The organism is Bradyrhizobium sp. GW821-FHT13H06 (assembly GCF_058803975.1).
Genome location: NZ_JBXAPN010000005.1, coordinates 143,836 through 168,421, shown reverse-complemented (window position 1 = coordinate 168,421; position 24,586 = coordinate 143,836). Strand labels below are relative to the sequence as shown.

The 24,586-nt window shown below is 64.5% G+C and carries 21 protein-coding genes and 1 tRNA gene; 10 read left to right on the top strand and 12 right to left on the bottom strand.

The window, feature by feature from the left end; all coding sequences use genetic code 11:
• The first annotated feature begins 31 nt into the window (after positions 1–31).
• On the top strand, positions 32–631 hold the full coding sequence (locus AC1RQP_RS22275; protein WP_492938530.1) for a hypothetical protein: 600 nt from the start codon (positions 32–34) through the stop codon (positions 629–631).
• An 84-nt stretch (positions 632–715) separates the two neighbouring features.
• Here the strand turns inward: AC1RQP_RS22275 and AC1RQP_RS22270 are convergent, their stop codons facing one another.
• The 8 genes from AC1RQP_RS22270 to AC1RQP_RS22235 all read right to left on the bottom strand — a co-directional run bounded on the left by AC1RQP_RS22270 (position 716) and on the right by AC1RQP_RS22235 (position 10,224).
• Positions 716–1,795, bottom strand: a complete 1,080-nt coding sequence (locus AC1RQP_RS22270; RefSeq protein ID WP_492938529.1) for an Acg family FMN-binding oxidoreductase — start codon at positions 1,793–1,795, stop codon at positions 716–718.
• A gap of 104 nt (positions 1,796–1,899) precedes the next feature.
• Complete coding sequence (locus tag AC1RQP_RS22265) at positions 1,900–3,147, bottom strand: class I SAM-dependent RNA methyltransferase (RefSeq protein ID WP_492938732.1); 1,248 nt, start codon at positions 3,145–3,147, stop codon at positions 1,900–1,902.
• Entirely contained in the window at positions 3,140–3,874 is a 735-nt protein-coding gene (locus tag AC1RQP_RS22260; protein WP_492938528.1) for a TlyA family RNA methyltransferase, read from the bottom strand. The genes AC1RQP_RS22265 and AC1RQP_RS22260 overlap by 8 nt, the downstream gene beginning before the upstream one ends.
• A 27-nt stretch (positions 3,875–3,901) precedes the next feature.
• Positions 3,902–4,456: a nucleoside 2-deoxyribosyltransferase gene (locus tag AC1RQP_RS22255; protein WP_131866513.1), complete on the bottom strand. Its 555-nt coding sequence runs from the start codon at positions 4,454–4,456 to the stop codon at positions 3,902–3,904.
• A gap of 194 nt (positions 4,457–4,650) precedes the next feature.
• A complete protein-coding gene (gene dxs / locus AC1RQP_RS22250) occupies positions 4,651–6,579 on the bottom strand; it encodes a 1-deoxy-D-xylulose-5-phosphate synthase (protein ID WP_239622000.1) in 1,929 nt (642 codons plus the stop codon).
• A 617-nt stretch (positions 6,580–7,196) separates the two neighbouring features.
• Positions 7,197–7,448 carry an exodeoxyribonuclease VII small subunit gene (locus AC1RQP_RS22245; RefSeq protein WP_008132970.1) on the bottom strand — a complete coding sequence of 84 codons (252 nt, stop codon included), beginning with the start codon at positions 7,446–7,448 and terminating at the stop codon, positions 7,197–7,199.
• A gap of 74 nt (positions 7,449–7,522) precedes the next feature.
• On the bottom strand, positions 7,523–8,452 hold the full coding sequence (locus AC1RQP_RS22240; RefSeq protein WP_239622001.1) for a histone deacetylase family protein: 930 nt from the start codon (positions 8,450–8,452) through the stop codon (positions 7,523–7,525).
• A gap of 122 nt (positions 8,453–8,574) precedes the next feature.
• On the bottom strand, positions 8,575–10,224 hold the full coding sequence (locus AC1RQP_RS22235; protein ID WP_492938527.1) for a bifunctional metallophosphatase/5'-nucleotidase: 1,650 nt from the start codon (positions 10,222–10,224) through the stop codon (positions 8,575–8,577).
• 353 nt (positions 10,225–10,577) lie between these two features.
• On the opposite strand from AC1RQP_RS22235, the gene AC1RQP_RS22230 reads away from it, so the two are divergent.
• Positions 10,578–11,819, top strand: coding sequence for an MFS transporter (locus AC1RQP_RS22230; RefSeq protein WP_239622003.1), 1,242 nt, complete (start codon positions 10,578–10,580; stop codon positions 11,817–11,819).
• Positions 11,820–11,878: 59 nt separating this feature from the next.
• Here AC1RQP_RS22230 and AC1RQP_RS22225 read toward each other — a convergent pair whose 3' ends face one another.
• The gene (locus AC1RQP_RS22225; protein WP_492938526.1) at positions 11,879–13,657 is read right to left on the bottom strand and encodes an acyl-CoA dehydrogenase family protein; all 1,779 of its coding nucleotides are present in this window, start codon (positions 13,655–13,657) and stop codon (positions 11,879–11,881) included.
• 255 nt (positions 13,658–13,912) lie between these two features.
• Between AC1RQP_RS22225 and AC1RQP_RS22220 the strand changes: the two genes are divergently transcribed.
• From AC1RQP_RS22220 to AC1RQP_RS22185, 8 genes are all read left to right on the top strand, one after another.
• Positions 13,913–13,987 (top strand) — tRNA-Gln (locus AC1RQP_RS22220).
• A 575-nt stretch (positions 13,988–14,562) separates the two neighbouring features.
• The gene (locus AC1RQP_RS22215) at positions 14,563–15,852 is read left to right on the top strand and encodes a DUF2254 domain-containing protein (RefSeq protein WP_492938525.1); all 1,290 of its coding nucleotides are present in this window, start codon (positions 14,563–14,565) and stop codon (positions 15,850–15,852) included.
• 229 nt (positions 15,853–16,081) lie between these two features.
• Positions 16,082–17,167, top strand: coding sequence for an AI-2E family transporter (locus tag AC1RQP_RS22210; RefSeq protein ID WP_239622006.1), 1,086 nt, complete (start codon positions 16,082–16,084; stop codon positions 17,165–17,167).
• A gap of 64 nt (positions 17,168–17,231) precedes the next feature.
• Positions 17,232–19,451 carry a DUF3141 domain-containing protein gene (locus AC1RQP_RS22205; protein ID WP_239622007.1) on the top strand — a complete coding sequence of 740 codons (2,220 nt, stop codon included), beginning with the start codon at positions 17,232–17,234 and terminating at the stop codon, positions 19,449–19,451.
• Between the two features lie 29 nt (positions 19,452–19,480).
• Positions 19,481–20,443 carry a phosphate acetyltransferase gene (locus AC1RQP_RS22200; protein ID WP_239622008.1) on the top strand — a complete coding sequence of 321 codons (963 nt, stop codon included), beginning with the start codon at positions 19,481–19,483 and terminating at the stop codon, positions 20,441–20,443.
• Between the two features lie 5 nt (positions 20,444–20,448).
• Positions 20,449–21,663: an acetate/propionate family kinase gene (locus AC1RQP_RS22195; RefSeq protein ID WP_492938524.1), complete on the top strand. Its 1,215-nt coding sequence runs from the start codon at positions 20,449–20,451 to the stop codon at positions 21,661–21,663.
• A complete protein-coding gene (fabI, locus tag AC1RQP_RS22190; protein ID WP_239622010.1) occupies positions 21,660–22,448 on the top strand; it encodes an enoyl-ACP reductase FabI in 789 nt (262 codons plus the stop codon). The genes AC1RQP_RS22195 and fabI overlap by 4 nt, the downstream gene beginning before the upstream one ends.
• 18 nt (positions 22,449–22,466) lie before the next feature.
• Complete coding sequence (locus AC1RQP_RS22185) at positions 22,467–22,730, top strand: DUF3551 domain-containing protein (protein ID WP_239622011.1); 264 nt, start codon at positions 22,467–22,469, stop codon at positions 22,728–22,730.
• Between the two features lie 42 nt (positions 22,731–22,772).
• Here AC1RQP_RS22185 and AC1RQP_RS22180 read toward each other — a convergent pair whose 3' ends face one another.
• Genes AC1RQP_RS22180 through AC1RQP_RS22170 form a run of 3 tightly spaced genes read right to left on the bottom strand, consistent with a single transcriptional unit; the run spans position 22,773 to position 24,553 of the window.
• Positions 22,773–23,231 carry a MaoC family dehydratase gene (locus AC1RQP_RS22180; RefSeq protein WP_492938523.1) on the bottom strand — a complete coding sequence of 153 codons (459 nt, stop codon included), beginning with the start codon at positions 23,229–23,231 and terminating at the stop codon, positions 22,773–22,775.
• Positions 23,232–23,244: 13 nt separating this feature from the next.
• The gene (locus tag AC1RQP_RS22175; protein ID WP_239622013.1) at positions 23,245–23,895 is read right to left on the bottom strand and encodes a 3-oxoacid CoA-transferase subunit B; all 651 of its coding nucleotides are present in this window, start codon (positions 23,893–23,895) and stop codon (positions 23,245–23,247) included.
• A gap of 4 nt (positions 23,896–23,899) precedes the next feature.
• Positions 23,900–24,553 carry a CoA transferase subunit A gene (locus AC1RQP_RS22170; RefSeq protein ID WP_239622014.1) on the bottom strand — a complete coding sequence of 218 codons (654 nt, stop codon included), beginning with the start codon at positions 24,551–24,553 and terminating at the stop codon, positions 23,900–23,902.
• Positions 24,554–24,586: the final 33 nt, after the last annotated feature.

Below are 24,586 nucleotides of genomic sequence, written 5' to 3'. Positions count from 1 at the left end.
ATAGTTTGCGAAATTGTTGACGGTAATCTGAATGTTCAAGCTTGCACTTTCATGTGCTCTTGCAGCTCTCGCAGTGCTCTGCCTCGGCGGAGAGCGGGTTCATGGGCAAGTCGCGCCGCTGAGATATTGGATTCCCGGCGGACCTTTCGGCCTCAGCGGGGGTGCCGGCCAGAGCTCCGACAGCTACGGCAACTTTGCGAGCTTCAATGCCGGCGATGCCGATTGGCGCACCAGTTCTGCGAACGGTTTCTTCGTCGGCAGCCAACGCGGCAATCTTGGTTTGAGCGGCTTCAGTCAGGTGGGCTCGATCGGCAATTTCAGCGCGCTCTCTTATGACAGCACGCAGTTCGGCTATAACATGAAGACTGCGGGTGGCATGCCCGTCACGTTCTTTGCCGGTTTCGACACGCTGAAGTTCGGCAACGGCATTGGCAGCTCGCTGGCGCCGCTCACCTCCAGCGCTGCACCCGGCTATGGCGGATTTGCGGGTGTTGAATTCAAGCCGACCTCCAACCTCAGCCTGTCGTTTGGGGCCGGGTTCATCCAGCAGCAATCGGGACTCATGGACAGTGACATCAACTCGTCGATGCTGCCCGGCGAGTCTCCTGCGCTGGGCGGCCTTCGGCGCTAGAACATGATAAAGCGGCTTTCCGAAAGATCATGCTCAAACAAAGATCCAAAGCGAGCTGACGGTTCGTGCAGATCTCATCGCGCTCTAGGATTGCATCACCAGCTCCGGCGGACGCCGCAGCGATCTCGGCAGATCCGGACCGGTTCCGAAACGCATCACGATATCGGGACGCCGTTCGCCGAGGCCGAGTGAGGCCCCGAATTGCTGCCTCAGCGCCGCCACCTCGACCGGCTGGTTGATGAAGGAATATTTGAGTCCCAACGCGGTCGCCTGCAATCCGAAGCGCTGGCAGGCGCGGCCGACCGCGATCCAGTGCGACTTGTCGCTGCGATCGGCAGCGAGCACGACGACGCCCGCAGAGCTGTCGAGCTCTTCGCGATATTTCTTGTTCTCCCCGCTCTCGGTGAAGAAGAGCTTGAGAAGCGGCCGCGCCACCCACGAGGGCAGCGAGGGGTTTCCGGACGCGGGCGAGAACAGCCCGTCCAAGGTCGCGAGTGCCTCCGCCTCGTTGAAGCGAATCCAGCTGACGAGCTCGCGCATGAAGGCCTTGTCGCGCATTTGCGCCGAGTTGCCTTCGAGTACGTAGTCGGTGACCCCGGCGATCGCGGTGCGTTCGGTCATCAGGATCGCCGCGACGTTGGGTTCGCGACAGGCATCCTCGAGCCGACGCAATGTCTCCGGTGCGGCCGGCCTGCCGTCGAACGCAGCACGGGTGCATTGCCTGATCGGAATCGCGGCCGCCAATGCCGATGTGCCCTGTGGGGCCTCCTCGAGCGTGATCACGATGCGGTCGCCGCCGACGGCGGCATCGGCGTGCCAGCCCAGCGTGGACGCGGCGAGGATGAGATTTTCGGCGGCACAGCCGAGACTGACGAACAGATGATGATCGTCCGGGTCGACGGCCGGACAGCGGCGTGTGAAGTCAGGTGCAATCGCGATGACGTTGCCGCGGACCGAGAAGATCCACGGCTGGGTGTTGTGGCTGTTGGCCGCGAGGGTGGCAAAGCGCACGAGCTCGCGATCCCTCGGCACGGTTTGCAGCGGAGCCCGTGACGATTTTACCTCCTCGTCATAGGTCTTCGCCGCCGCTGCGGCAGAGGGGCTGGTGATGGTCGCTGCGGAGAGCCCCAGCGACGTCGCGATGAATTGTCGTCGGTCGAGCACGAGCGTCCGCTCCGCATCTCGTGGCGCGGAACGCTTTTAGCGGCAGCGGAGGGCAGAGCGATTGACTGGTATCAAGGTTGTCGGCTCGATGCGGATTTCGCAGCCTATCGCGCAAACCGCGCCACCAGCTCGACATGCGAGGTGTGGCGGAACTGATCGACCGGCACCACCGCCTCCAGCCGATAGCCGCCGTCGATCAGCAGCCGCGCGTCGCGGGCGAAGGTCGCGGCGTTGCAGGACACCGCGATCACGACGGGCACCTTGCTCGCGGCGAGCTTCAACGCCTGCGCCTGCGCGCCCTGGCGCGGCGGGTCGAACACCACCGCGTCGAAGTCGCGCAGCTCCGGCGGCACCAGCGGGCGGCGGAACAGATCGCGCGGCTCAGCCTTGATCGGTTTCAGGCCCGGTGTGCGCGCGGCCTTCGCGAGGGCCGCGACGGCGCCGGCGTCGCTGTCATAGGCCGTGACGCGGGCCTTCTCGGCAAGCCGCAGGGCGAACGGGCCGACGCCGCAGAAGAGATCGGCGACCTCCTTGGCCTTGCCGATGCGCTCGGCGACCAGTGCGGCGAGTGCCTCTTCGCCCGCCACCGTCGCCTGCAGGAACGAGCCCGGTGGCAGCGTCACCTCCGCGCGGCCCATCTTCACCGTCGGCGGCAGGCGCTGCAGCACCAATTCGCCGTGCCGCGTCAGCCGCGCCAGGCGATGCTGCTCGGCGACGCGCGACAGCGCCGTGACCAGCGGGGTCGGCAGCGGGCCGGAGCCGCGCACGTCGACATCGAGGCCGTTGGCGGTCGCGGTGACCTGGATGTCGAGCGGCTTCGTCACCGGCATCCTGGACGTCAGCGGCTCGGCCAGCGCCCAGGCCGCGTCGAGCGCGCCGTCGAGTCCGGGATCGAGGATGGGGCAGCGATGGATCGGGATGACGTCGTGCGAGCTCGTGGCGGAGAACCCGACCTTGAGGATGTCACGCGTGCCGAACCGGCCGTGCAGCGTGATGCGCCTGCGCCCGGCGCCATGGGCGTCGACCAGCGGCGCCACCTCGCAATCAATGCCGGCCTGCGCCAGCGTTTCCACCACGATGTTGCGTTTCCAGGCGCGATACGGCTCAGTCGCCCAATGCTGGATCGCGCAGCCGCCGCAGACGCCGAAATGCGGGCAGAACGGTTCGATGCGCTCGGGGCTTGCGACATCGACCGCGAGCAGCTTGCGGCGATCGGGATGATGGCCCGGGACGTGATCGACCTCGACGGTCTCGCCGCCGAGCGTATAGGGCACGTAGACCGCATCGCCCGCGGTGAGGCAGACGCCGTCGCCGCGATGGCCGACATGGTCGATCTTGACGCGCTCAACCACGGCGCGCGCCCAGGAAGAATTCGACATTGCCGTCGCCGCCGGTGATCGGCGAGGGGAATATCTCGATGTCGGTGCAGCCGAGCGAAGCGGCAAAGGCCGCGATATCGGCGCAGATCTCCTGGTGCACGGCGGGGTCGCGGATGATCCCCTTCTTGTTGTGCTTCCGGTCCGCCTCGAATTGCGGCTTGATCAGCGCCAGCAGGCTCATCGGCGCGGCCGCGAGCGACAGCGCCACCGGCAGCACCGCCTTCAGCGAGATGAAGCTGACGTCGATCACGACGACATCGGGCCGCGCCGGCAGGCGCTTGCCCTCATAGCTGCGGATATCGGTCTCTTCCATCGACACGATCCTGGGATGATCGCGCAGCGAGGGATGCAGCTGGCTGCTGCCGACATCGATCGCGAACACCAGGCTTGCACCGTTCGCCAGCAGCACCTCGGTGAAGCCGCCGGTGGAGGCGCCGACGTCGAGGCAAACATGGTCCTCGATTTCAATCGGGTAGCGCTCCAGCGCCCCGGCGAGCTTGACGCCGCCGCGGGAGACGTAGGGATGTGCCGGCTCGGCCTGGATCATCGCGTCCTCGGCGATCGTCTCCGACGGCTTTGAAACCTGCTTGTCGTCGGCCGTGACGAGCCCGGCTTCGATCGCCGCGCGTGCCCGCGCCCGGCTCTCGAACAGGCCGCGCTCGACCAGCAGGACATCCGCGCGCTTGCGGGGAGGGGGCATCGAAACTCCGAAAGACGACTGAAGAGCTTATGTAGCGATCAATCGCGCGGCCGCCATCCGGACGCAAGCCTCGAACGCGGCGAGGTCGTGCCAGACGTCGATCGGCATCGTGGCCGGTGTTACCAGCGGGCAGCCGCGCAGCTCCAGCGCATGGATCATCATGAGATTGTCGACGAGGCCAAAGTCCTCGACTATCAGCCCCTGTGCATCGACCAGCCGGCCGTCCTCCGTGGTGACGTCCATGAAACGGCCGACACGGTCGGCATAGGCTGCGCCGTCATTGGAATAGGCGAGACAGAATTTGCCGCGGCCGGCCATGTAGCCGAGTTCGTAGACGGTACCGGGATCGGCGCCGGCGCCGCGGAACGGGGTGAGGTTGGCAATGATGGCAACCGCCTCGTCCATCATCGCCTCGTTGCCGCAAAAGATCTGCCGCGAGGCGTCGGGCGCGGCGAGGTCGATGGCGTTGTCGAGCGGATAGAGGCCGGTCAATCCGTGAGCCGCGCAGATATCGACCTTGCGCCGGCCGATCTCGACCGCGTCCGGCAGGAAAACGTCGGGGCCTGCCAGGTAGATTTTCATGGGAGCCAAAGCCGAGCAAGTTTGGATCGAGGTGCGAGCCGCGCGGCGTGCTCTGCTCCCTCCCCGCACGCGGGGGAGGGTTGGGGAGAGGGGGACTCCTCAATCGAGAACCCCCGAGAGGAAAGAGCCCTCACCCGACGCTTCGCGTCGACCTCTCCCGCAAGCGCAAGCGGGAGAGGTGAAGAAAGCGGCCGTCAGGCCAACTTCACCGTCTCGGCCTTGACGTCCTTGCCGAGCGCCTCGAACACCTTGGCGACGATGCCCTTGGCGTCGAGGCCGGCGCGGGCGTACATCGCGGCGGGCGTGTCGTGATCCTGGAACACGTCGGGCAGCACCATCGAGCGGAACTTGACCATGCCGCTGTCGAGCACGCCCTGGTCGGTCAGGAATTGCGCGACATGCGAGCCGAAGCCGCCGACCGAGCCTTCCTCGATCGTGATCAGGATCTCATGGTCGCGGGCGAGCTTGAGCACCAGCTCGGTATCCAGCGGCTTCATGAAGCGAGCATCGGCGATCGTGGTCGAGAGGCCGTGGGCGGCAAGCTCGTCGGCGGCCTTCTCGCATTCGGCGAGGCGCGTGCCGAAGGAGAGCAGGGCGATCTTGCTGCCCTGACGGATCACGCGGCCCTTGCCGATCTCGAGCGGAACGCCGACGTCAGGCATCTCGACGCCGCGGCCTTCGCCGCGCGGATAGCGCAGCGAGCTCGGACGGTCGTCGATCGCGACCTGGGTCGCCACCATGTGCACGAGCTCGGCCTCATCCGCCGCCGCCATGATCACCATGTTGGGCAGGCAGCCGAGATAGGCGTTGTCGAACGAGCCGGCATGGGTCGCGCCGTCGGCACCGACGAGGCCGGCGCGGTCGATCGCGAAGCGGACGGGCAGGCTCTGGATCGCGACGTCGTGCACGATCTGGTCGTAGCCGCGCTGCAGGAAGGTCGAGTAGATCGCGCAGAACGGCTTGTAGCCTTCGGTCGCAAGACCGGCGGCAAAGGTCACCGCGTGCTGCTCGGCAATGCCGACGTCGAAGGTGCGGTCGGGGAAGGCCTTGTTGAAGATGTCGACGCCGGTGCCCGACGGCATCGCCGCGGTGATGGCGACGATCTTGTCGTCCTTCTGCGCTTCCTTGACGAGGCTCTGGCCGAACACGTTCTGGTAGGCCGGCGCATTCGGCTTGGCCTTGGCCTGGGTGCCGGTCGCGACGTCGAACTTCACGACGGCGTGGTACTTGTCGGCGGACGCTTCCGCCGGGCCGTAGCCCTTGCCCTTCTGCGTCACGACGTGGACCAGGATCGGGCCTTCTTCCATGTCGCGGACGTTCTTGAGCACCGGCAGAAGATGGTCGAGGTTGTGGCCGTCGATCGGGCCGACATAGTAGAAGCCGAGCTCCTCGAACAGCGTGCCGCCGTCCATCATGAAGCCGCGGGAATATTCCTCGACGCGATTGGCGCGGTTGGCGAGGATCTTGGGCAGCCGCTTGTTGATCTGCTTGGCCGCATCGCGCAGCGTGCGATAGGTCTTGCCGGAATAGAGCCGCGACAGATAGGCGCTCATGGCGCCGACCGGCGGGGCGATCGACATGTCGTTGTCGTTGAGGATGACGATCAGGCGCGAGTTCATCGCACCCGCATTGTTCATGGCCTCATAGGCCATGCCGGCCGACATCGCGCCGTCACCGATCACGGCGATAACGTTGTTGGTGCCGCCGGAGAGGTCGCGCGCCACGGCCATGCCGAGGCCGGCGGAGATCGAGGTCGAGGAATGCGCCGCGCCGAACGGATCGTAGTCGCTTTCGCTGCGCTTGGTGAAGCCGGACAGGCCGCCGCCGGTGCGCAGGGTGCGGATGCGGTCGCGCCGGCCGGTGAGGATCTTGTGCGGATAGGCCTGATGGCCGACGTCCCAGATCAGCCGGTCGCGCGGCGTGTCGAACACGTAATGGATCGCAGTGGTGAGCTCGACCACGCCGAGGCCCGCGCCGAAATGACCGCCGGTCACCGAGACGGCATCGATGGTCTCCTGCCGCAGCTCGTCGGCGACCTGGCGAACCTGCTCGACCTTGAGCTTGCGCAGGTCTTCCGGCGTCCGGATGGTGTCGAGAAGCGGCGTCTTACTGTATGCGTTCACGGCGATTTCCAATTTGTCAGCGCCGGAAGGTCATTCCGGTGCGCGATGGGTTTGCACAATATCGGCGCAGCGCGAGTCCTCAAACCGTCGGAGCCACCTGCATGGGGCAAGGCCCCGTCTTCAAGCTTAGGTAAGCTTAAGTGCGCTCCGGTTCAGTCTCTGTGATCCCTGTCACTCAGATCGGCTTCGCCCGTCCCAAGCCAATTTCATTAGCAGTTTGAAGCGCTTGTCTTCGGCAATCGGTGCCTAAGCAAGGCTTGCAAAAAGCCACACTCCGCGCAGCTTTACACCAAAGCTTGGGCCAAAGCCAACCCGCCGCACCGATGAGTGGTATGCAGGTGCAACTTGCGGGCCGGATTGGTTAACCCTGGCCCGGGATGAGGGGTTCCGGCCTTGCTGGGTTCCGCGGCAGGCTTTTTTCACCTGACGGAGAGCTTTTTTGCCCTCGGCGGCCGAATCCCGAGAGGGTTTGGCATTGGCCCGCCCGCCCGAAACCACGGTGTTCGGTGGAACAGCCCCGTGCGATCGTGAAAGCGACACAGGAACCACGCCCCGCGAAGACGTTTTTGCGGGCCGCCGGTCGTCAGGCGACCGAGCGGGGAAAGTTCCCGGCTGACTTACTGGACGTCGAGCGGCGCGGTGCCGGTGGCCTGGCCGCTGGCATCGGTGGTGATCTTGTCGACGCGCGCCTCGGCCTGACGCAGCAACTCCTCGCAGCGCCGCTTCAGGGCCTCGCCGCGTTCATAGATCGTCACGGATTCTTCGAGCGGGACCTTGCCGTCTTCGAGCCGCTTCACGATCGTTTCGAGTTCCTCGATCGCGCGCTCGAAGGTGAGCCTGGAGACGTCGACTTGAGTATTTTCGGCCATATCCGTTTCCGATTGCCCGATTCGCTTGCCTTACAGTGAAGGCGGGTTTTGCGGGCTTAATGTGGCGGGCGTCCTCAGGCGCCCATCAAGGCGCCGACATGCGCCGTAACAGATTCTTTCAGTCCTTGCAGGTCATAGCCGCCCTCGAGCACCGAAACAACGCGGCCGCCTGCGGTCTTGTCGGCGAGGTCCATCAGCTTGCGCGTCACCCAGGCATAGTCCTCGGCGCGCAGGTTCAGCGAGGCCAGCGGGTCTCGGTAATGCGCGTCGAAGCCGGCGGAGATGACCACCAGCTCGGGGCTGAATTTTTCGAGCTGCGGCAGGATCAGGTTCTCGAACGCGGATCGGAATTCCGGCCCGCCGTCTTCGGAAGCGAGAGGCGCGTTGACGATGGTGTCGTGATCGCCGCGCTCGCTCTTAGCTCCGGTGCCTGGAAACAGCGGCATCTGGTGCGTCGAGCAGTACATCACGGTCGGGTCCGACCAGAAAATGTCCTGCGTGCCGTTGCCGTGATGCACGTCGAAATCGACGATGGCCGCGCGCTTGATGCCATATTTGCGCTGTGCGTGGCGCGCCGCGATGGCGACGTTGTCGAAGAAGCAGAAGCCCATCGGCTTGCCGATCTCGGCGTGATGACCGGGTGGGCGGATCGCGACGAAGGCGTTGCGGTGCTCGCCCGCCATCACCGCCTCGGTCGCCGCGACTGCGCCGCCGACGCCGCGCATCACGGCCTCCCATGTGCCCGGCGACATCGAGGTATCGCCGTCGATATAGATCTGCCCGCTGGACGGGGCGATGTGGCGCAGCTCGGTGACGTAATGCTCGTTGTGGCACAGCGTGACGAGATCGAGGTCGCCCTCGGGCGCCTCCTCTCGCACCAGGAACTGGAAACGCTCTTGCGACAGCGCTTCTTCCACCGCGCGCAGACGATCCGGCCTCTCAGGGTGTCCCGGCGGCGTGACATGGTCGAGGCAGGCCTTGTGGGAAAGGAGAAGCGTGCTCATCAGGTCGGCCTCATGGGATGCGGACTTTTGACGTCGTTGGCGCATCCAGCGCCAAAACGCAATGCAAAACCCAATCTAAGCGCTTGGCCGGGAATGGCAAAGCGCCGGCGGTTTGATCCGGATCAATTCACGCGCAGGATGCGGGTCGGCGGCAGCGGACCGACCGGCCCGTGTGCCCGGAAGAAGGCGAACAGCGCGTCCGCGTCGTAGCCGCCATATTGCGGCGCCGTGCCTTGTTTTGCGACGCTAAAGCCGTCTCCGCCGACGGCGAGGTAGTCGTTGAGCGTGACGCGGTAGCCGTTTCCAGGTTCGATCAGCCTGCCGTTGAGCGTCATCTTGGCGGGGATGACGCGCTCGCCGAATGGCTTCGATGCATCCCAAGTATAGCTGAAGCCGTTCGAGACCTGGAGAATCCGCGGTCGCTTCGGATCGAGCCATTGCTGCTCGAGCATGTCCTTGAGCTGGCTGCCCGTCAGCGTCATGGTGACGAGCCGGTTGCGGAACGGCTGGCTGGCGAAGACATCGCCGAACGTTATCGCGCCATTTTCCCTGGGAACGATGTCGGTGCGGATGCCGCCGGGATTGGTCAGCGCGATGACAGCGCTGCCATCCTTCGCGTCGCGGGTTGCGAGCAATTGCGCGTCGGCAATGATATTGCCGAGCGGGCTTTCGCCGGCCTCGTTCGGCACACGCGACAGCGTCTGCGTCACCGAGCCGGCCGGCCGGTTGGCGATCGGCGCAGACAGCTTGTCGTAGGCGTCGATCAATGCGGTCTGCTCGGGATCCTTGGCCAGCGAAGCGTTGGCGACGATCACATTCTCGGCTTTGGAGCTGACGATGTCGCGCGTTGCGGGATCGAGCTTGAGGTCGATCGCGGTGACCAGCGTGCCGTATTTGTCGCCGCTGGTGACGAGGCGCCCGTCGATATCGCAGACATAGGCGCGGTGGGTGTGGCCGCTGACCACGACGTCGACGGCACGATCGAATTTGTGGACGATGTCGACGATCGGCCCCGCAATGCCCGGACATTCATTGTAGTCGCCGGCGGGCTCGCCGCCCTGATGGATCAACACCACGATCGCTTCGACGCCACGCGCCTTCAGCTGCGGCACGAGCGCGTTCACCGTCTCGGCCTCGTCGCGGAATTCGAGCCCGGCAATGCCCGATGGCGAGACGATGCCGGCGGTCTCCCTCAAGGTCAGCCCGATGAAGGCGACGGGAACGCCGTCGAATTCCCTGATCTCGTAGGGCGGCAGCACGCTCTTGCCGGTCGTGGTCTCGATGGTGGAAGCCGCGAGATAGCGGAATTTGGCGCCCGTGAAGGGATGCGGTCCCTGGCAGCCGTCGACGGGATGGCAGCCGCCGTTCTGCATTCGCAAGAGCTCGGTTTTGCCCTCGTCGAATTCGTGATTGCCGACCGAGCTGATCGCAAGGCCCATCATCGAGAGCGACTCGATCGAAGGCTCGTCGTGGAACATCGCCGACAGGAAGGGGCTCGCGCCGATCAGATCGCCGGCGGCGACGAAGATGGTGTTCTTGTGCCCCTCGCGCAGCTGCTTCACCAGCGTCGCCATGTACTCGGCGCCGCCGGCCGCCACCGTCACCTTCTTGGTCTTGTCCTCAGGGTCATTGATGCGGATGCCGCCCGGTGGCGGGCGCAGATTGCCGTGGAAATCGTTGATCGCGAGCACGCGCAGCTCGACTGGAACGACGGTTTGGGCCGAGGCAGGGACGGCGGCGAGGACGGTCAGGATCAGGAAGACGTATCGCATGGGACAAGACTAGACGCAGCGCGCGAAGATTTCACGATGCTTTGTCGTGAACACGCGTGTCGAGACGTATGAAATCCTTGATGTCGGCGGTAAAGTCGCTGGAGCCGGCGGCGATGATCATGCAGCGGATATCGCGCGCCGCGACGCTCGCGGGTCTTGCGAAGCATCAGCCTGCATCATCTCGCAGGCGTGCCAATGCGCCGCTCAACCTTTTCGACGCCGACGTCCGATAATTTTGATGCATGGTACCCGCTGCCGTCGCGTGTCGCAACAATTGGCTACAATGTTTCATTTGAATAACCTTTGGTTGTGGTGCATGATCTCGCGCCGTTCCATGGCCGACCGCCCGATTGATGATTGCCGCAACCCGGATTGACGAATCCTCGCTGCACTATCGCGGCTGGCGTGTCGTGCTGGCCTGCTTCCTGATGGCCTTCTTCATGTTCGGCTTCGGTCTCTACGGCCAGGGCGTCTATCTTGCCGAGCTTCAGCGCGCCCACGGCTGGCCGGGCACGCTGGTCTCCGCGGCAAGTACTTTCTCGTTTCTCCTGAGCTCCGTCCTCGTAATCTTCACCGACGATCTGCTCGAGCGCATCGGGCTGCGCTCGCTGATCCTGAGCGGCCTGACGGCGCTCGGCGCTTCGACCGTGCTGCTGGCGTTGATGCAGACGCCTTGGCAGCTCTATCTCGCCTATGCGCTGATGTCGGTCGGCTGGACCGGCATGGGGACCGTGGTGATCGCGACCGTGCTCAATTCCTGGTTCGAGCGGCGCCGCGGGCTCGCGCTCAGCCTTGCCTTCAACGGCGCGACCTGCGGCGGCATCATCCTCGTCCCGCTGCTGCTGTCGCTGACCGGCAGCATCGGCTTCCGTTCCGCCATGTTGGCGGTCACGCTCGCGATGATGGTGCTGCTGTTGCCGGTGGTCGTGACCTTCATCGGCTGGCCGGCACGGATGTCACCGGCATCGGACGGAGGCCGGACCGCTGGCGGCGCGGCCGCGCCGGGCCATTCCCGCAAGGCGCTGCTCGCCAACGCGGCGTTCTGGACCATGGTGCTGCCGATCGCGATGGCGCTGCTGGCGCAGATGGGCTTCATCATCCACCAGGTGACGTTTCTCGAACCGCTGATCGGCCGCTCCGCGGCAGGGCTCGCGGTCACCATCATGGCGGCGATGGCGGTGGTCGGGCGCCTGTCGCTTGGCCTGTTCGTCGACCGGCTCGACCCGCGTCTCGCCTGCGCTGCGTCGATGACGAGCCAGGCGGCGGCGTTGTTCGTGCTTCTCCAAAGCACGAGTCCGACCGTGCTGCTGGCCTGCTGCGCCGTCTACGGCTTCTCGATCGGCAACATGATCACGTTCCCGCCCTTGATCATCCAGCGCGAGATCGGCTCTACCGCCTTTGCCGCCGCGATGGGGTTGGGCACTTCGATCAGCGGTGTCGTCAGCGCCTTTGGCCCGGGCATCGTCGGTGTCGTGCGGAGCTTGACGGGCAATTACACCACCGCGTTCGCGCTGTGCGTCGTGCTCGATCTCGTCGCGACGGGCATCGTGCTGTGGCGGCCGGGGAAGAGCGCAGCCCGAATCTCCGCAAGCTAAGGCCAGGCTAACGGGAAGGCTCGCGCAAGACATTCGAGGTCGTGGCGAGCCGATCCGACTTACCCCAGCAGCACCGCATCCGCCGCCGCGACCGATTCCGCGCTTTCCGTGACCGTGCGCTCGAGTGCGCCGGCCTGCACCGTGATGTTCTCGGCAAAGAAGCGCGCCAGCGTGACGTAGCGCGCAGCGTCCGAATTGCCGTCGGCCTTGGCGGCGAGCGCCTCGGAAGCGAGCAGGCAGCCGCCCAGCGTGGCGCCGAACTGCTGCAGATAGGGCGTCGCACCGGCGAGCGCCTCGTTCGGTGCGGAGGCAACGCGCTCCAGCAGCCATTTGCTGGTGCGCCCCAAGGCGTTCAGCGCCTCGCGCAGCTTTGCACCCGTGGTGCCGAAGCCGGGATCGTTGGAGGCCTCGACCTGGCTGACGGTCGCTGCGAGCTCGTCGAGCAGCGCCCACACCGACGCGCCGCCATGGGCTGCGAGCTTGCGCGTGACGAGATCGATCGCCTGGATGCCGTTGGTGCCCTCGTAGATCGCGGTGATGCGGGCATCGCGGTAGTGCTGAGCCGCGCCGGTCTCCTCGATGAAGCCCATGCCGCCATGCACCTGCACGCCGAGATAGGCGACCTCGTTGCCGATGTCGGTGGAATAGGCCTTGGCCATCGGCGTGAGCAGCGCCGCGCGTGCTGCCGCATCGGCGCGCACCTTCGGGTCCTTGGCGCGCGTCGAGACGTCGATCGCAACGGCGGTCGCATAGCAGATGGTGCGCGCGGCCGCGGTCTGCGCCCGCATCCGCATCAGCATGCGCTTGACGTCGGGATGCACGAAGATCGCATCGGAGCCGTCGCCCTTCTTGCCGACGGCGCGGCCCTGCTTGCGTTCCTGCGCATACGACAAGGCCTGCTGGTAGGCGCGGTCGGCAACGCCGACGCCCTCCAGGCCAACGCCGAGGCGGGCCTGGTTCATCATCGTGAACATGCAGCGCATGCCCTGGTTCTCTTCGCCGATCAAGAAGCCGATGGCGCCGCCGTGATCGCCCATGGTCATGGTGCAGGTCGGGGAGGCGTGCATGCCGAGCTTGTGTTCGACGCCGGAGGCGTAGATGTCGTTGCGCTGACCCAGCGATCCGTCGGCATTCACCATGAACTTGGGGACGAGAAAGAGCGAGATGCCCTTGGTGCCGGCGGGCGCGTCCGGCAGACGCGCCAGCACGAAATGCACGATGTTGTCGGTCATGTCGTGCTCGCCATAGGTGATGAAGATCTTGGTCCCCTTGATGCGATAGGTGCCGTCGGCCTGCCGATCAGCCCGGGTGCGCAACGCGCCGACGTCGGAGCCGGCCTGCGGCTCGGTCAGCTGCATCGTGCCGGTCCATTCGCCGGAGACGAGTTTTCCGAGATAGATTCTCTTCAGCTCGTCGCTGCCATGCGTGTCCAGCGCCTCGATCGCCGAGGCGGTCAGCAGCGGGCAGAGGCCGAAGGCGACGTTGGCGGCGCTCCAGATCTCGGTGCAGGCGGCGTTGATCGCGAGCGGCAGGCCCTGGCCGCCGAAATCTTCCGGGCCGGACACCGCGTTCCAGCCTCCCTCGGTCCAGCGCTTGTAGGCATCCGGCCAGCCGGGTGCGGTCGTGACCTCGCCGTCGCTCAGCTTGATGCCGTGCTCGTCGCCGACCTTGTTGAGCGGCGCCAGCACGTCCGAAGCGAACTTGCCGGCTTCCTCCAGCACGGCGGCCGCGAGATCGGCGTCGAAATCGCCGTAATGGCCGGCCTCCACGGCGGCCTTGAGGCCCGCGCCATGGTTGAGCGACAGTAGCATGTCAGAAATCGGCGCGCGGTAGGTCATGGCTCACTCCCGGGGGACAAATATTGACGCCGTATTCTCACGAAACGGAGGCAGTCTCAATGGTCGGAAGGTGGGCAGGGGCCGGCCGGAAACGGAGCCGGTTCGGGTCCATAGAGCATCAAGCGCGGCCGATCCCGGGCCTGCGGTATTTTGCCCCTCCAGACGGTTGAAATGCCGCCCCGCTCCCTATAGACCGGCTGCGACTGGAGAGAATCCGCGGTAGCCCGATCTTCCGCCATTCCGTCAGTCGCCTGGTGGGGCGTAGCCAAGCGGTAAGGCAGCGGATTTTGATTCCGCCATTCGGAGGTTCGATCCCTCCCGCCCCAGCCAGATCGCCCGCCCGCCTGACATCACTCGCGGGGAGCCGCGGCATGGCCCTGCGACGCATCACTGCCGCGCATGCTTCCGCGGAATGAAGCTCGCCCCCGTTGAAGCTGGAACGCGGTCATCGCGATGTCGCGCTCACATCGGGATGCGCTTTCGCAAATCCGGATCCTATCAACTCACGTACGGCTTCGCCGAGGATGTGCTGCGCGAATTCCGGCGACGCGTTGCCTCGGCGCACCGAGCGGGGCGAAACGGTCTCGTTGCTCTCTCCGATGAGCCGAATTGGCGGGCGTCTGCGCCCGGTCTCTTCGCCAGGCCGGGATCGACGTCATCATTGGCGCAGTCATTCGATCGGTATCCCGCGGCACCAATAGATTCGAGAGCTTGTTTGTTCAGCGGCGCAGAGCGCCACCGCCTGCGTGATTTCCCATTCTGTCAACTCGCAGGGGCCATCGATCTGCCGACTGCATCCCGACCATTGATCGAGATCAACGAACCGGAGGTATCCGCGCCGATGCTGAGCGTGGCCAACAGGGGCGACAAGCCCTCCTGGCGCTGAGCCATGGAGACGACGCGGAATGCAGCTCTGGCTGATACCATCCCTCTATGCCGCTGCGAGCATCGTCGCAGGCTTGTTGGTGCCGCGGCTGGAAGCCAGGTTCCTGGCGTCTAGTCTTGATCTCTCGACATCATCTGCCCAGGCGTACCTCTCGGCCGTCGCTTCCGGCATGATGGCGTTGACCGGCATCGTCTTCTCGATCGCCTTTGTGCTCGTTCAGTTCAATGCCATCGTCTACTCGCCGCGGCTGGTGGTCTGGTTCGCGCGCGACCGGCTGCTGTTTCACTCGCTGGGCATGTTCGTCGCGACCTTCATGTACAGTCTTGCGACGCTGGCCTGGGTGGATCGCCAAGGCACTCAAGGCGTTCCTTTGTTGTCCGCAATGATTGTCGGTGCCATGCTGATGGCGAGCGTCTTGATGCTTGCACAGCTGGTCCAGCGCCTGAACAACCTTCAGATCACACGCGTGCTGCAGTCGCTGGGCGATTCCGGAAGGGAGGTCATCGCAAGCACATATCAAGAAGTGCAGTCGTCGACCGCAGCAAGCGCAGGTCCCGCCCCACGGCACTCCGAGGTACCGGCGCTAGCCATCCGGCACGTCGGAAACCCGCAATCGGTGACCTCGATCGATGTTGCGAAGCTGGTCGGGCTTGGCCGCCGGATGGACGGCCTCGTCGTGCTGGAGTGCGCCGTCGGCGATACCCTGCTTGAAGGCACCGTAATCCTGCGTGTTCGCGGTGCGGCCAGCGCCGGGTTCGAGAGCCAGCTGCGCGCGTCCATCCATCTTGGCGACCAGCGGACATTCGAGCAGGATCCGAAATATGCCATGCGCCTGCTGGTCGATATCGCCATCAAGGCCCTGTCTCCAGCCATCAACGATCCGACGACGGCCGTCCAGGCCATCGACCAGATCGAAGACCTTCTGCGCCGGCTGGCCAAATGCGATCTGGAAGCCTGTCGGGCGTTCGACGAGGACGGCATTCCGAGGGTGATCTATCGAATGCCGACATGGGAGGATTACCTCGCACTCGCATTCGACGAGATCCGGCAGTTCGGATCGACGTCCATCCAGGTGATGCGTCGCCTTCGATCGGCCCTCGTCGAACTTGCCGAATGCGTCGACAGCGAGCGCGCACGAACGGTCCACGCCTATCTCGGTCATCTGGATTCCGGAATCGAACGGTCCGGCTTCGATCCGGAGGATCGCGCCGCGGCCCGCATCGAGGATCGACAGGGCCTCGGCCTGTCTCATCGCCAGGAGGAGAACGACCCGATCAGCCTCGGGGGACAGGGGCGGGCGGCATCATGAGCGCCGGCTCCTCAGGATTGACGCGCGTGAGGTTGCGGGCGCCACGCGTCGCTGCAGTAGCCTACACCGGTCTCACGCCGGGGTGGCTCGCTTGCGGCGGATTTCACATCGCCGCGGTTCTTCCCCTCGGGAATTCCTACATTGACTGGAGCGGTGTCGTCCTTCTGTTCCGGGGTCTCCTGGTGAGCATCAGCATCTGTCTCCATCGAGATGGCGGAGAGGGGCGGTCATGAGGACACTCCTTCAACGCCTCACCGGCGAAGACACAATCCAGCTGTTGATGCGCCTTGGATTGCTCGCTCTGTTGATCTTCTGGACATTCTACCTGGTCCGCCCGTTCGTGACCATACTGGTCTGGGCCCTCGTGCTTGCGGTCGCGCTCCATCCCGCCTTCGTCCTGCTCGCCAACGCTTTGGGCGGGCGCCCAAAGCTCGCGGCGGCCATCTTCACCGCAATCAATCTCGCCATCTTCATCGGCCCTGCGGCCTGGCTCGGCATGGGTGCGGCGGATGGCATCAAGGACTTCGCCGCCGAGCTGGCCGCGGGTGAACTGACAATTCCATTGCCGCCGCAGGCCCTCAAGACCTGGCCGCTGATCGGAGCGCAGCTTTACGAGCTGTGGGAGCAGGCCTCAACGAATCTTCGCTCGGCCCTGCAGCAGGTCGCGCCTTATCTGAAGCCGTTCGCCGGCACGCTGCTCGGTCTGGTGGGTGATGCTGGCGTGGGAGCCGTCAAGTTCCTGCTTTCGGTCGTCGTCGCTGGCGTCATGCTTCCCTATGGCCAGCAGCTCGTGGCCGCGGGCCGAGGCTTTCTCGCGCGGATCGTGCCCGAGCAGAGCGAGCATTTCCTGGATTTGGCGGGAGCGACCATTCGAGCGGTATCCCAAGGCGTGATCGGTATCGCGGTGGTCCAGGCGCTGCTGGCCGGTATCGGCTTCAAGCTCGCGGGCATCCCGATCGCCGGCCTGCTGGCGGTTCTGGTCCTGCTGCTCTCGATCGTGCAGGTCGGCGCAGCTCTCGTCATGATTCCCGTGATCGTCTGGATCTGGACCGACAAGGACGTCACCACCGCATTGCTGCTGACCTTCTTCCTCGGAATCGTCAGCATCCTCGACAACGTCTTGAAGCCCCTGGTGATGGGACGCGGCTTGACCACGCCGACACTCGTCATCCTGATCGGCGTGATCGGCGGAACGCTGGGGCATGGAATCATCGGTCTCTTCATCGGCCCCATCATCCTGTCGGTCGCCTGGGAGCTTGCGGTCGCCTGGATCAAGACGGACGCCGCCCAACTGCCGTCCGTCGTCGAACGTTGACTTAAATCAACGGTGGCGCCTCGCGGAAGCGCCTTCTGAATGCGTACGACAGCGAGATCGGGACATGACGATGGAAAACTTGAACCTGCCGGGTGGTCCCCTGTCCGGGGTCGTCGCCGCGGCCGTCGAATACATGGTCGATGCAGGGCAGCGGAGCGTGTTGTTTCTGGACATCATGCGCCAGCGCGGCGACCAGTATCGCGAGCACGTCGCGCAGACGGCGCCGCATGTCCTCCAATATGCCGCTGAACTGATCATCGATGGGCGCAAGCTCGACGAGCCCGTCAACTACGCGCTGGTGCGCATCATTCCACCCAAGGGGGTCGAGATCGATCTCGAACGGCGGCCGTTCATCGTGGTCGATCCGCGCGCGGGACACGGTCCGGGAATCGGCGGCTTCAAGGCGGACAGCGAGATCGGCGTTGCCATGAAAGCGGGGCATCCCTGCTACTTCATCGGCTTCCTGCCGGAGCCGATGCCGGGGCAGACCATCGAGCGCATCGCGCGCGCCGAGGCGCTGTTCATCGAGAAGGTCATCAGCCTGCATCCGAAAGCCGACGGCAAGCCCTGCGTGATCGGCAATTGCCAGGCCGGCTGGGCCGTCATGATCCTGGCGTCGCTGCGGCCTGAATTATTCGGGCCATTGATCATCGCCGGCGCGCCGCTCGCTTACTGGGCCGGTGTGCACGGCAAATATCCGATGCGTTATTCCGGCGGCCTGTTGGGAGGGAGCTGGCTGACTGCATTGACCAGCGATCTCGGCGCCGGAAAGTTCGATGGCGCCTGGCTGGTGCAGAACTTCGAGAACCAGAATCCATCCAACACGCTCTGGACCAAGCAATACAACGTCTATTCCAAGGTCGATACCGAGGCCGATCGCTACCTGGATTTCGAGCGCTGGTGGGGTGGGCACGTCAACCTGAACGCCGAGGAGATCCAGTTCATCGTCGATGAGCTCTTCATCGGCAACAATCTCGCGGCCGGCAAGATCGAGATGTCGGACGGGCAGAAGGTCGATCTGCGCAATATCAGGTCGCCGATCGTGGTGTTCTGCTCCAAGGGCGACAATGTCACGCCGCCGCAGCAGGCACTGGACTGGATTCTCGATTGCTATGCAGACGTCAACGAGATCAGGGCATATGGACAAACCATCGTCTACACCGTTCACGAAAGCATCGGGCACCTCGGCATCTTCGTCTCCGGCGGCGTCGCGAAGAAGGAGCATGCGGAGTTCTCCAGCAACATCGACCTGATCGATATCCTGCCGCCTGGACTTTATGAAGCGACGTTCGAGGCCAAGGGTGAGGAGACCACGAGTTCCGATCTCGTCGTTGGACAATGGGTGATGCGCTGCGAGGCGCGAACGCTCGACGATATCCGCGCCATGGGCGGCAATTCGCCCGAGGACGAGCGGCGCTTTGCGGCCGCAAAACGCGTCTCCGAGATGAATCTCGCGGCGTACCGGAAGTTCGTGCAGCCCTGGATCAAGAAGATGGTCACGCCACAGATGGCGGAGACCATGCGCAACCTGCATCCGCTGCGATTGCAGTACGAGGTCCTCAGCAGCCGGAATCCCTGGATGGGCGCCGTGAAGACGGCCGCCGAGGAGATCGAGGAAAAACGCAAGCCTGTGGCAAAGGACAATCCGTTCCTGGCCTTCCAGGAGCAGATGTCCAAGCAGATCGTTCATGCGCTGGATAGCTGGCGCGACGCACAGGAAGCCCTGAGCGAGACGATCTTCCTCAATGTCTATGGCTCGCCTGCACTTCAGGCGGCGGTCGGGATCGATCCGAACTGGGAGTCTTCGCGCAAGCGCGAGATGTCGGCGGAGCACCGGACAATGCTCGAGAAGCGAATCGCCGAACTGAAGTCCAGGGTGGGCGAGGGCGGTCTTCGTGAAGCCGCCATTCGCGGCCTGCTCTATATCGGCTCGGCCCGCGGAATGGTCGACGAGCGGAGCATCGAGGCGCTGCGTCAGATACGCCGCGATGCCGGCGGTTCGCGTTTGACGCTGCCCGAGTTCAAGATGCTGGTGCGCGAGCAGTTCTTCATGCTGTTGCTCGACCAGCAAGGCGCCCTGGCCGCGATCCCGAAGATGCTTCCAGAAGATGTCGCGCAACGACTCGCGGCATTCACAATGATCCGCGAGGTCCTTTCCGCGAGCGGCGAAATCACCGGCGAGCGTGCAAGCCGCCTGCAGCGTATTGCCGCGCTGTTCGGCGTCGAGGCGGAAGGGGGAACGTCAAACATTACCCCTTTCGACCCAAAGGCGAAAGCATCTTAGGCGTTCATGGAAGAGGCGGGAGCGAGATCATGTCAGCCGATACGAGGCCAGCGCAGTCTCCCAGCAAGTACGATCGCTTGATTGCGGCAGCGAAGGCCGTGCCGCCGGTGCCGACCGTGGTGGTGCATCCTTGCGATGAAACCTCGTTGCGCGGAGCCGTCGATAGCGCGCAAGCCGGGATCATCCGACCGATCCTGGTCGGACCCGAGAGAAAGATCAGGGAGACGGCGGGCAGGCACGATCTCGATATCTCCGGCTTCGAGATCGTCGATGCCGCGCATAGCGAGGAGGCCGCGTCCAGGAGCGTCGAGCTGATCCATGCAGGCAGGGGCGAGATGCTGATGAAAGGTAGCCTGCATACCGACGAACTCATGCGCGCCATCACGGCCAAAGTGGGCGGCCTGCGCACCGACCGCCGTATCAGCCACGTCTTCGTGATGGATGTTCCGGCCTATGCCGACACGCTGCTCGTCACCGACGCCGCCATCAACATCTTTCCCGATCTCGATGCCAAGCGGGACATCATCCAGAACGCCATTGATCTGTACAACCAGGCCGGCTTTGGAAAATCGCCGCGCGTGGCGATCCTGTCGGCCGTGGAAACCGTGACATCAAAGATCCCATCGACGATCGAGGCGGCCGCCCTGTGCAAGATGGCCGACCGCGGCCAGATCAGTGGCGGCGTGCTCGACGGGCCGCTGGCCTTCGACAACGCCATCGATCCCGAGGCGGCACGGATCAAGGGCATCAAGTCCGAAGTTGCCGGGCGAGCCCAGATCCTCGTCGTTCCCGATCTCGAAGCCGGCAACATGCTGGCGAAGAATCTCGCCTACTTCGCCAAGGCCGACGGCGCCGGCATCGTGCTCGGCGCCCGGGTGCCGGTCGTGCTGACGTCCCGGGCAGACACGCCCCGTGCGCGCATGGCGTCCTGCGCGGTGGCGTCGCTCTATGCCAACGCCCGGCGCCAACATGCGCCGACAGTCGCTGCGTGACCGCGATGGATACGATCCTCGTCGTCAACGCAGGTTCCTCGAGCGTCAAGTTCCAGATCTTTTCTGTCGAGGGAGAGGGTATCCTTCGCCGGCAGATCAAGGGCCAGATCGACGGCATTGCCAGCCGACCACGGTTGCGGGCGAGTGGTGCGAACGGTGAGACGCTGGCCGAGCGAGCGTATCCGATCGAGGCCGTCGCGGACGTTCCGGCGGCGATGGAGATCGCCGGGAGCTGGTTGCGGGACGAGCTTCGCATCCACCCGATCGCGGTCGGACACCGCGTCGTGCATGGCGGCCCGGACTTTGACCGGCCGGTATCGATCGATCACGGCGTTGTCGCCCGCCTGGAACGCTTCGTCAATCTCGCACCACTGCACCAGCCGCACAATCTGGCGCCGATCCGGTCGATCCTTGCCGGCTTCCCGAGCTTGCCGCAGGTGGCCTGCTTCGATACCGCCTTTCATCGAACGCACAGCGCGGTCGCCGATCACTACGCGATCCCGCATCAGCTCCATGCCGAGGGGGTGCGCCGCTATGGTTTCCACGGGCTGTCTTACGAATATGTCGCGAAGGCCCTGCCGCAGATTGCGCCCGACATCGCGAACCGGCGGGTCATCGTGGCTCATCTGGGTAGCGGCGCCTCGATGTGCGCGCTCAACGAGGGACGAAGCGTCGAAAGCACCATGGGCTTCACGGCGTTGGACGGGCTGCCGATGGGCACGCGGCCCGGCCAGCTCGACCCCGGTGTCGTGCTCTATCTCATCTCCGAGAAGGGCATGTCGGCGTCGAACGTTCAGGACTTTCTCTATCGCGATTGCGGACTGAAGGGACTCTCGGGCGTCAGCAACGACATGCGGGAGCTCGAGGCCAGCGACGACGCCAAGGCCAAGCTGGCGATCGACTATTTCGTGTATCGGATCTGCCTCAATGCCGGCATGCTCGCGGCCGCATTGCAAGGTTTGGACGCCTTCGTCTTCACTGCCGGCATTGGCGAGAATTCCGCGACGATTCGCGCCCGTGTGGTCGAGCAGCTCGGATGGCTCGGTGTCAGCCTCGACCGCGCCGGCAATTCTCGCAATTCGCGGCTGATATCGCGTGCCGAGAGTCGTATCCCCGTCTATGTCGTACCGACCGACGAGGAGCTGATGATCGCGCAGCACACGCTGTCGCTGCTGATGAAACAGCCATCGAGCAACTCCAGACAAGAGAGGGCGTCATGATCCCCGTGTTCCCGGATACCAAGGTTGCCCTGAAGGGTAAAAAAGGCCTCATCGTCGGCATCGCCAACGACCAATCCATCGCCTGGGGCTGCGCAAGGGCGTTTCGCGCCCTCGGGGCGGAGCTCGCCGTCACCTACCTCAATGACCGTGCCAAGAAGCATGTCGAACCGCTCGCGCATGCGCTGGAAGCGCCGATCTTCATGCCGCTGGACGTCATGGTGGAAGGCCAGACCGAACAGGTGTTCGAGCGGATTGCAAGCGAGTGGGGGCAACTCGATTTCCTGCTGCATTCGATCGCATTTTCGCCGAAGGAGGCGCTGCACGGCCGCGTTGTGGATGTCGGGCGCGACGGTTTCCTGAAGACGATGGATGTCTCCTGCTGGTCGTTCATGCGGATGGCGCATCTCGCCGAGCCGCTGATGAAGAACGGGGGCACGATGTTCACCATGACCTATTACGGCAGCCAGATGGTCGTGAAGAACTACAACGTGATGGGGGTGGCCAAGGCGGCGCTTGAAGCGGCGGTCCGCTACATTGCGGCCGAACTCGGCCCGAAGGGCATCCGGGTTCACGCGATCTCACCGGGGCCGCTCGCCACGCGCGCGGCATCGGGCATCCCGGAATTCGATGATCTCATGGACAAGGCGCAGTCCACCGCGCCGACCCGCAGCCTCGTCAGCATCGAGGACGTCGGCAATGCCACGGCGTTCCTGGCGCTCGACGGGGCCAAGCTGATCACCGGCGGCGTTCTCTATATCGACGGCGGCTATCACATCATCGACTGATTGACGGAGGAGGTTCAGGTGCGTGCGCTTGGGTTGAGCCTGTTTCTGCTCGCGATCCATTTCGTGCCGGCGCAGGCACAAACCTACGATCCCCGCTACGCCGTATGCATGAAGGTCTATGAAGGGTCCTTGGGCGGAGGCGAATGGATCGATTGCAGCTACACATCGCTGCCGCAGTGTCAGGCTTCAGCATTCGGTCGAGCCGCCACATGCGTGATAAACCCGTACTTCGCTCAGGCTTTCCCCCGTGGGGGATACCCGCGATATCCACGAGCCTATTGACGGCATCCTCCGGATTGCGGCAGCCCAGCCGTGGCTGCACACCTAGCGATAATGCAGCGCGATCAGCTCGGCGACGCAGGCCGGCTTCTTGCCGCCCTCGATCTCGATGACGAGATGATAGTTGACGCGCAGGCCGTCCGGCGGCACGTCCTCGGCTTCGGCGACCGTGATCCGCCCGCGCAGCCTCGATCCGGCGGGGACGGGGGCAAGATATCGGATTCGATCCGCGCCGTAGTTCAGGGTGTTGCGCAGGCCCTTCAGGTCCATCACCGAACGAATGAAAAGAGGCGCGAGCGACAGGGACAGCAGGCCGTGCGCGATGGTGGTGCCGCCTGGCGCTTCCCTCCTGGCGCGCTCCTGATCGACGTGGATCCACTGCTCGTCGCAAGTCGCCTCGGCGAACTGGTTGATGCGATCCTGCGTCACCTCGATCCAGTCGCTGACGCCGATCTCGGTACCGACCGCGGATTTGATCTCGTCGAAGTTGCTGAATATGCGCATGATGGTGGCCCGCTCAGATCTTCATTTCCGGGATGTCGTCGGGCACGACGAGTTCGGCGTCCGTCACCGCCATGACCTCGCCCACGCTGATGCCGGGAGCAATCTCCAGCAATGTGGCCTTGCCGTCAGGAAAGCCGATCACCGCCATGTCTGTCACGACCAGCTGCACCGGCCGGACCGACGTCAACGGCAGCGTGCATTTGGCGACGATCTTGGACTTGCCTTTCGCAGCGTGCTGCATGGCGACGATGACCCGCTTGGCGCCGCTGACGAGGTCCATCGCGCCGCCCATGCCCGGAACCATCTTGCCGGGGATCATCCAGTTGGCGAGAAGTCCGTGTGCATCGACCTGGAGCCCGCCGAGCACGGTGACATCGACGTGGCCGCCGCGGATCAGTCCGAACGACATCGCGCTGTCGAAGGTGCTGGCCCCCGGCAGCGCGCTGATCGGGCGGCCGCCGGCGTCGGTCAGAAGAGGGTGCTCCAACCCTTGCTCCGGAATCGGGCCCGTGCCGATCAATCCATTTTCCGACTGAAAGAACACGCTCAGCCCCGCCGGGACGTAATTGGCGACGAGCGTCGGAATGCCGATGCCGAGATTGACGAGGTCGCCGCTTCTGAGCTCCCTGGCGACGCGTCGGGCGATGATCTCCTGTGCGTCCATGGCTTCACCCGTTTGGGTTGGTAATGAGATAGTCGACCAGCGGCGCCGGCGTCACGACGTGGTCGGGCGCGATGACGCCAACGGGCACGATGTGTTCCGCCGTCACGATCACGGTGTCCGCCGCCATCGCCATGACCGGATTGAAGTTGCGCGCGGTCAGCGCATAGGAGAGGTTGCCGAGGTAATCGGCGAGAAAAGCGTGCACGAGCGCGAACTGCGCCCGCAATGCGGTCTCGAGCAGGAACGGCTTTCCGTCGACTTCGATCTGGCGCTTGCCCTCCGCGACCAGCGTGCCGACGCCGGTCGGCGTGAGGACGCCGCCGAGACCACATCCGCCTGCGCGGATGCGCTCGACGAAGGTGCCCTGTGGAATCAAATCGACTGCGATTTGCTTGGCCAGCATCTGTTGCTGCGCCTTCGGATTGAGGCCGATATGGGTCGCGGTGAGACGCGAGACCAGTTCCGCATCGAACAGCTTCCCGACCCCCTTGCCGGGCAACGCAGCGTCGTTGCTGATGATGGAGAGCCCTGCCTTTCGTTGCCGGACGAGCTCGTCGAGCAGACGCAACGGCGTGCCGACCCCCATGAAGCCCCCGACCATGATGCTTGCGCCTGCCGGGATCATCGCGACGGCTTCTTCGATGGAAACGGCCCTCATGGTTCCAACTCCAGTCGGCAGAGATCAAGGAAG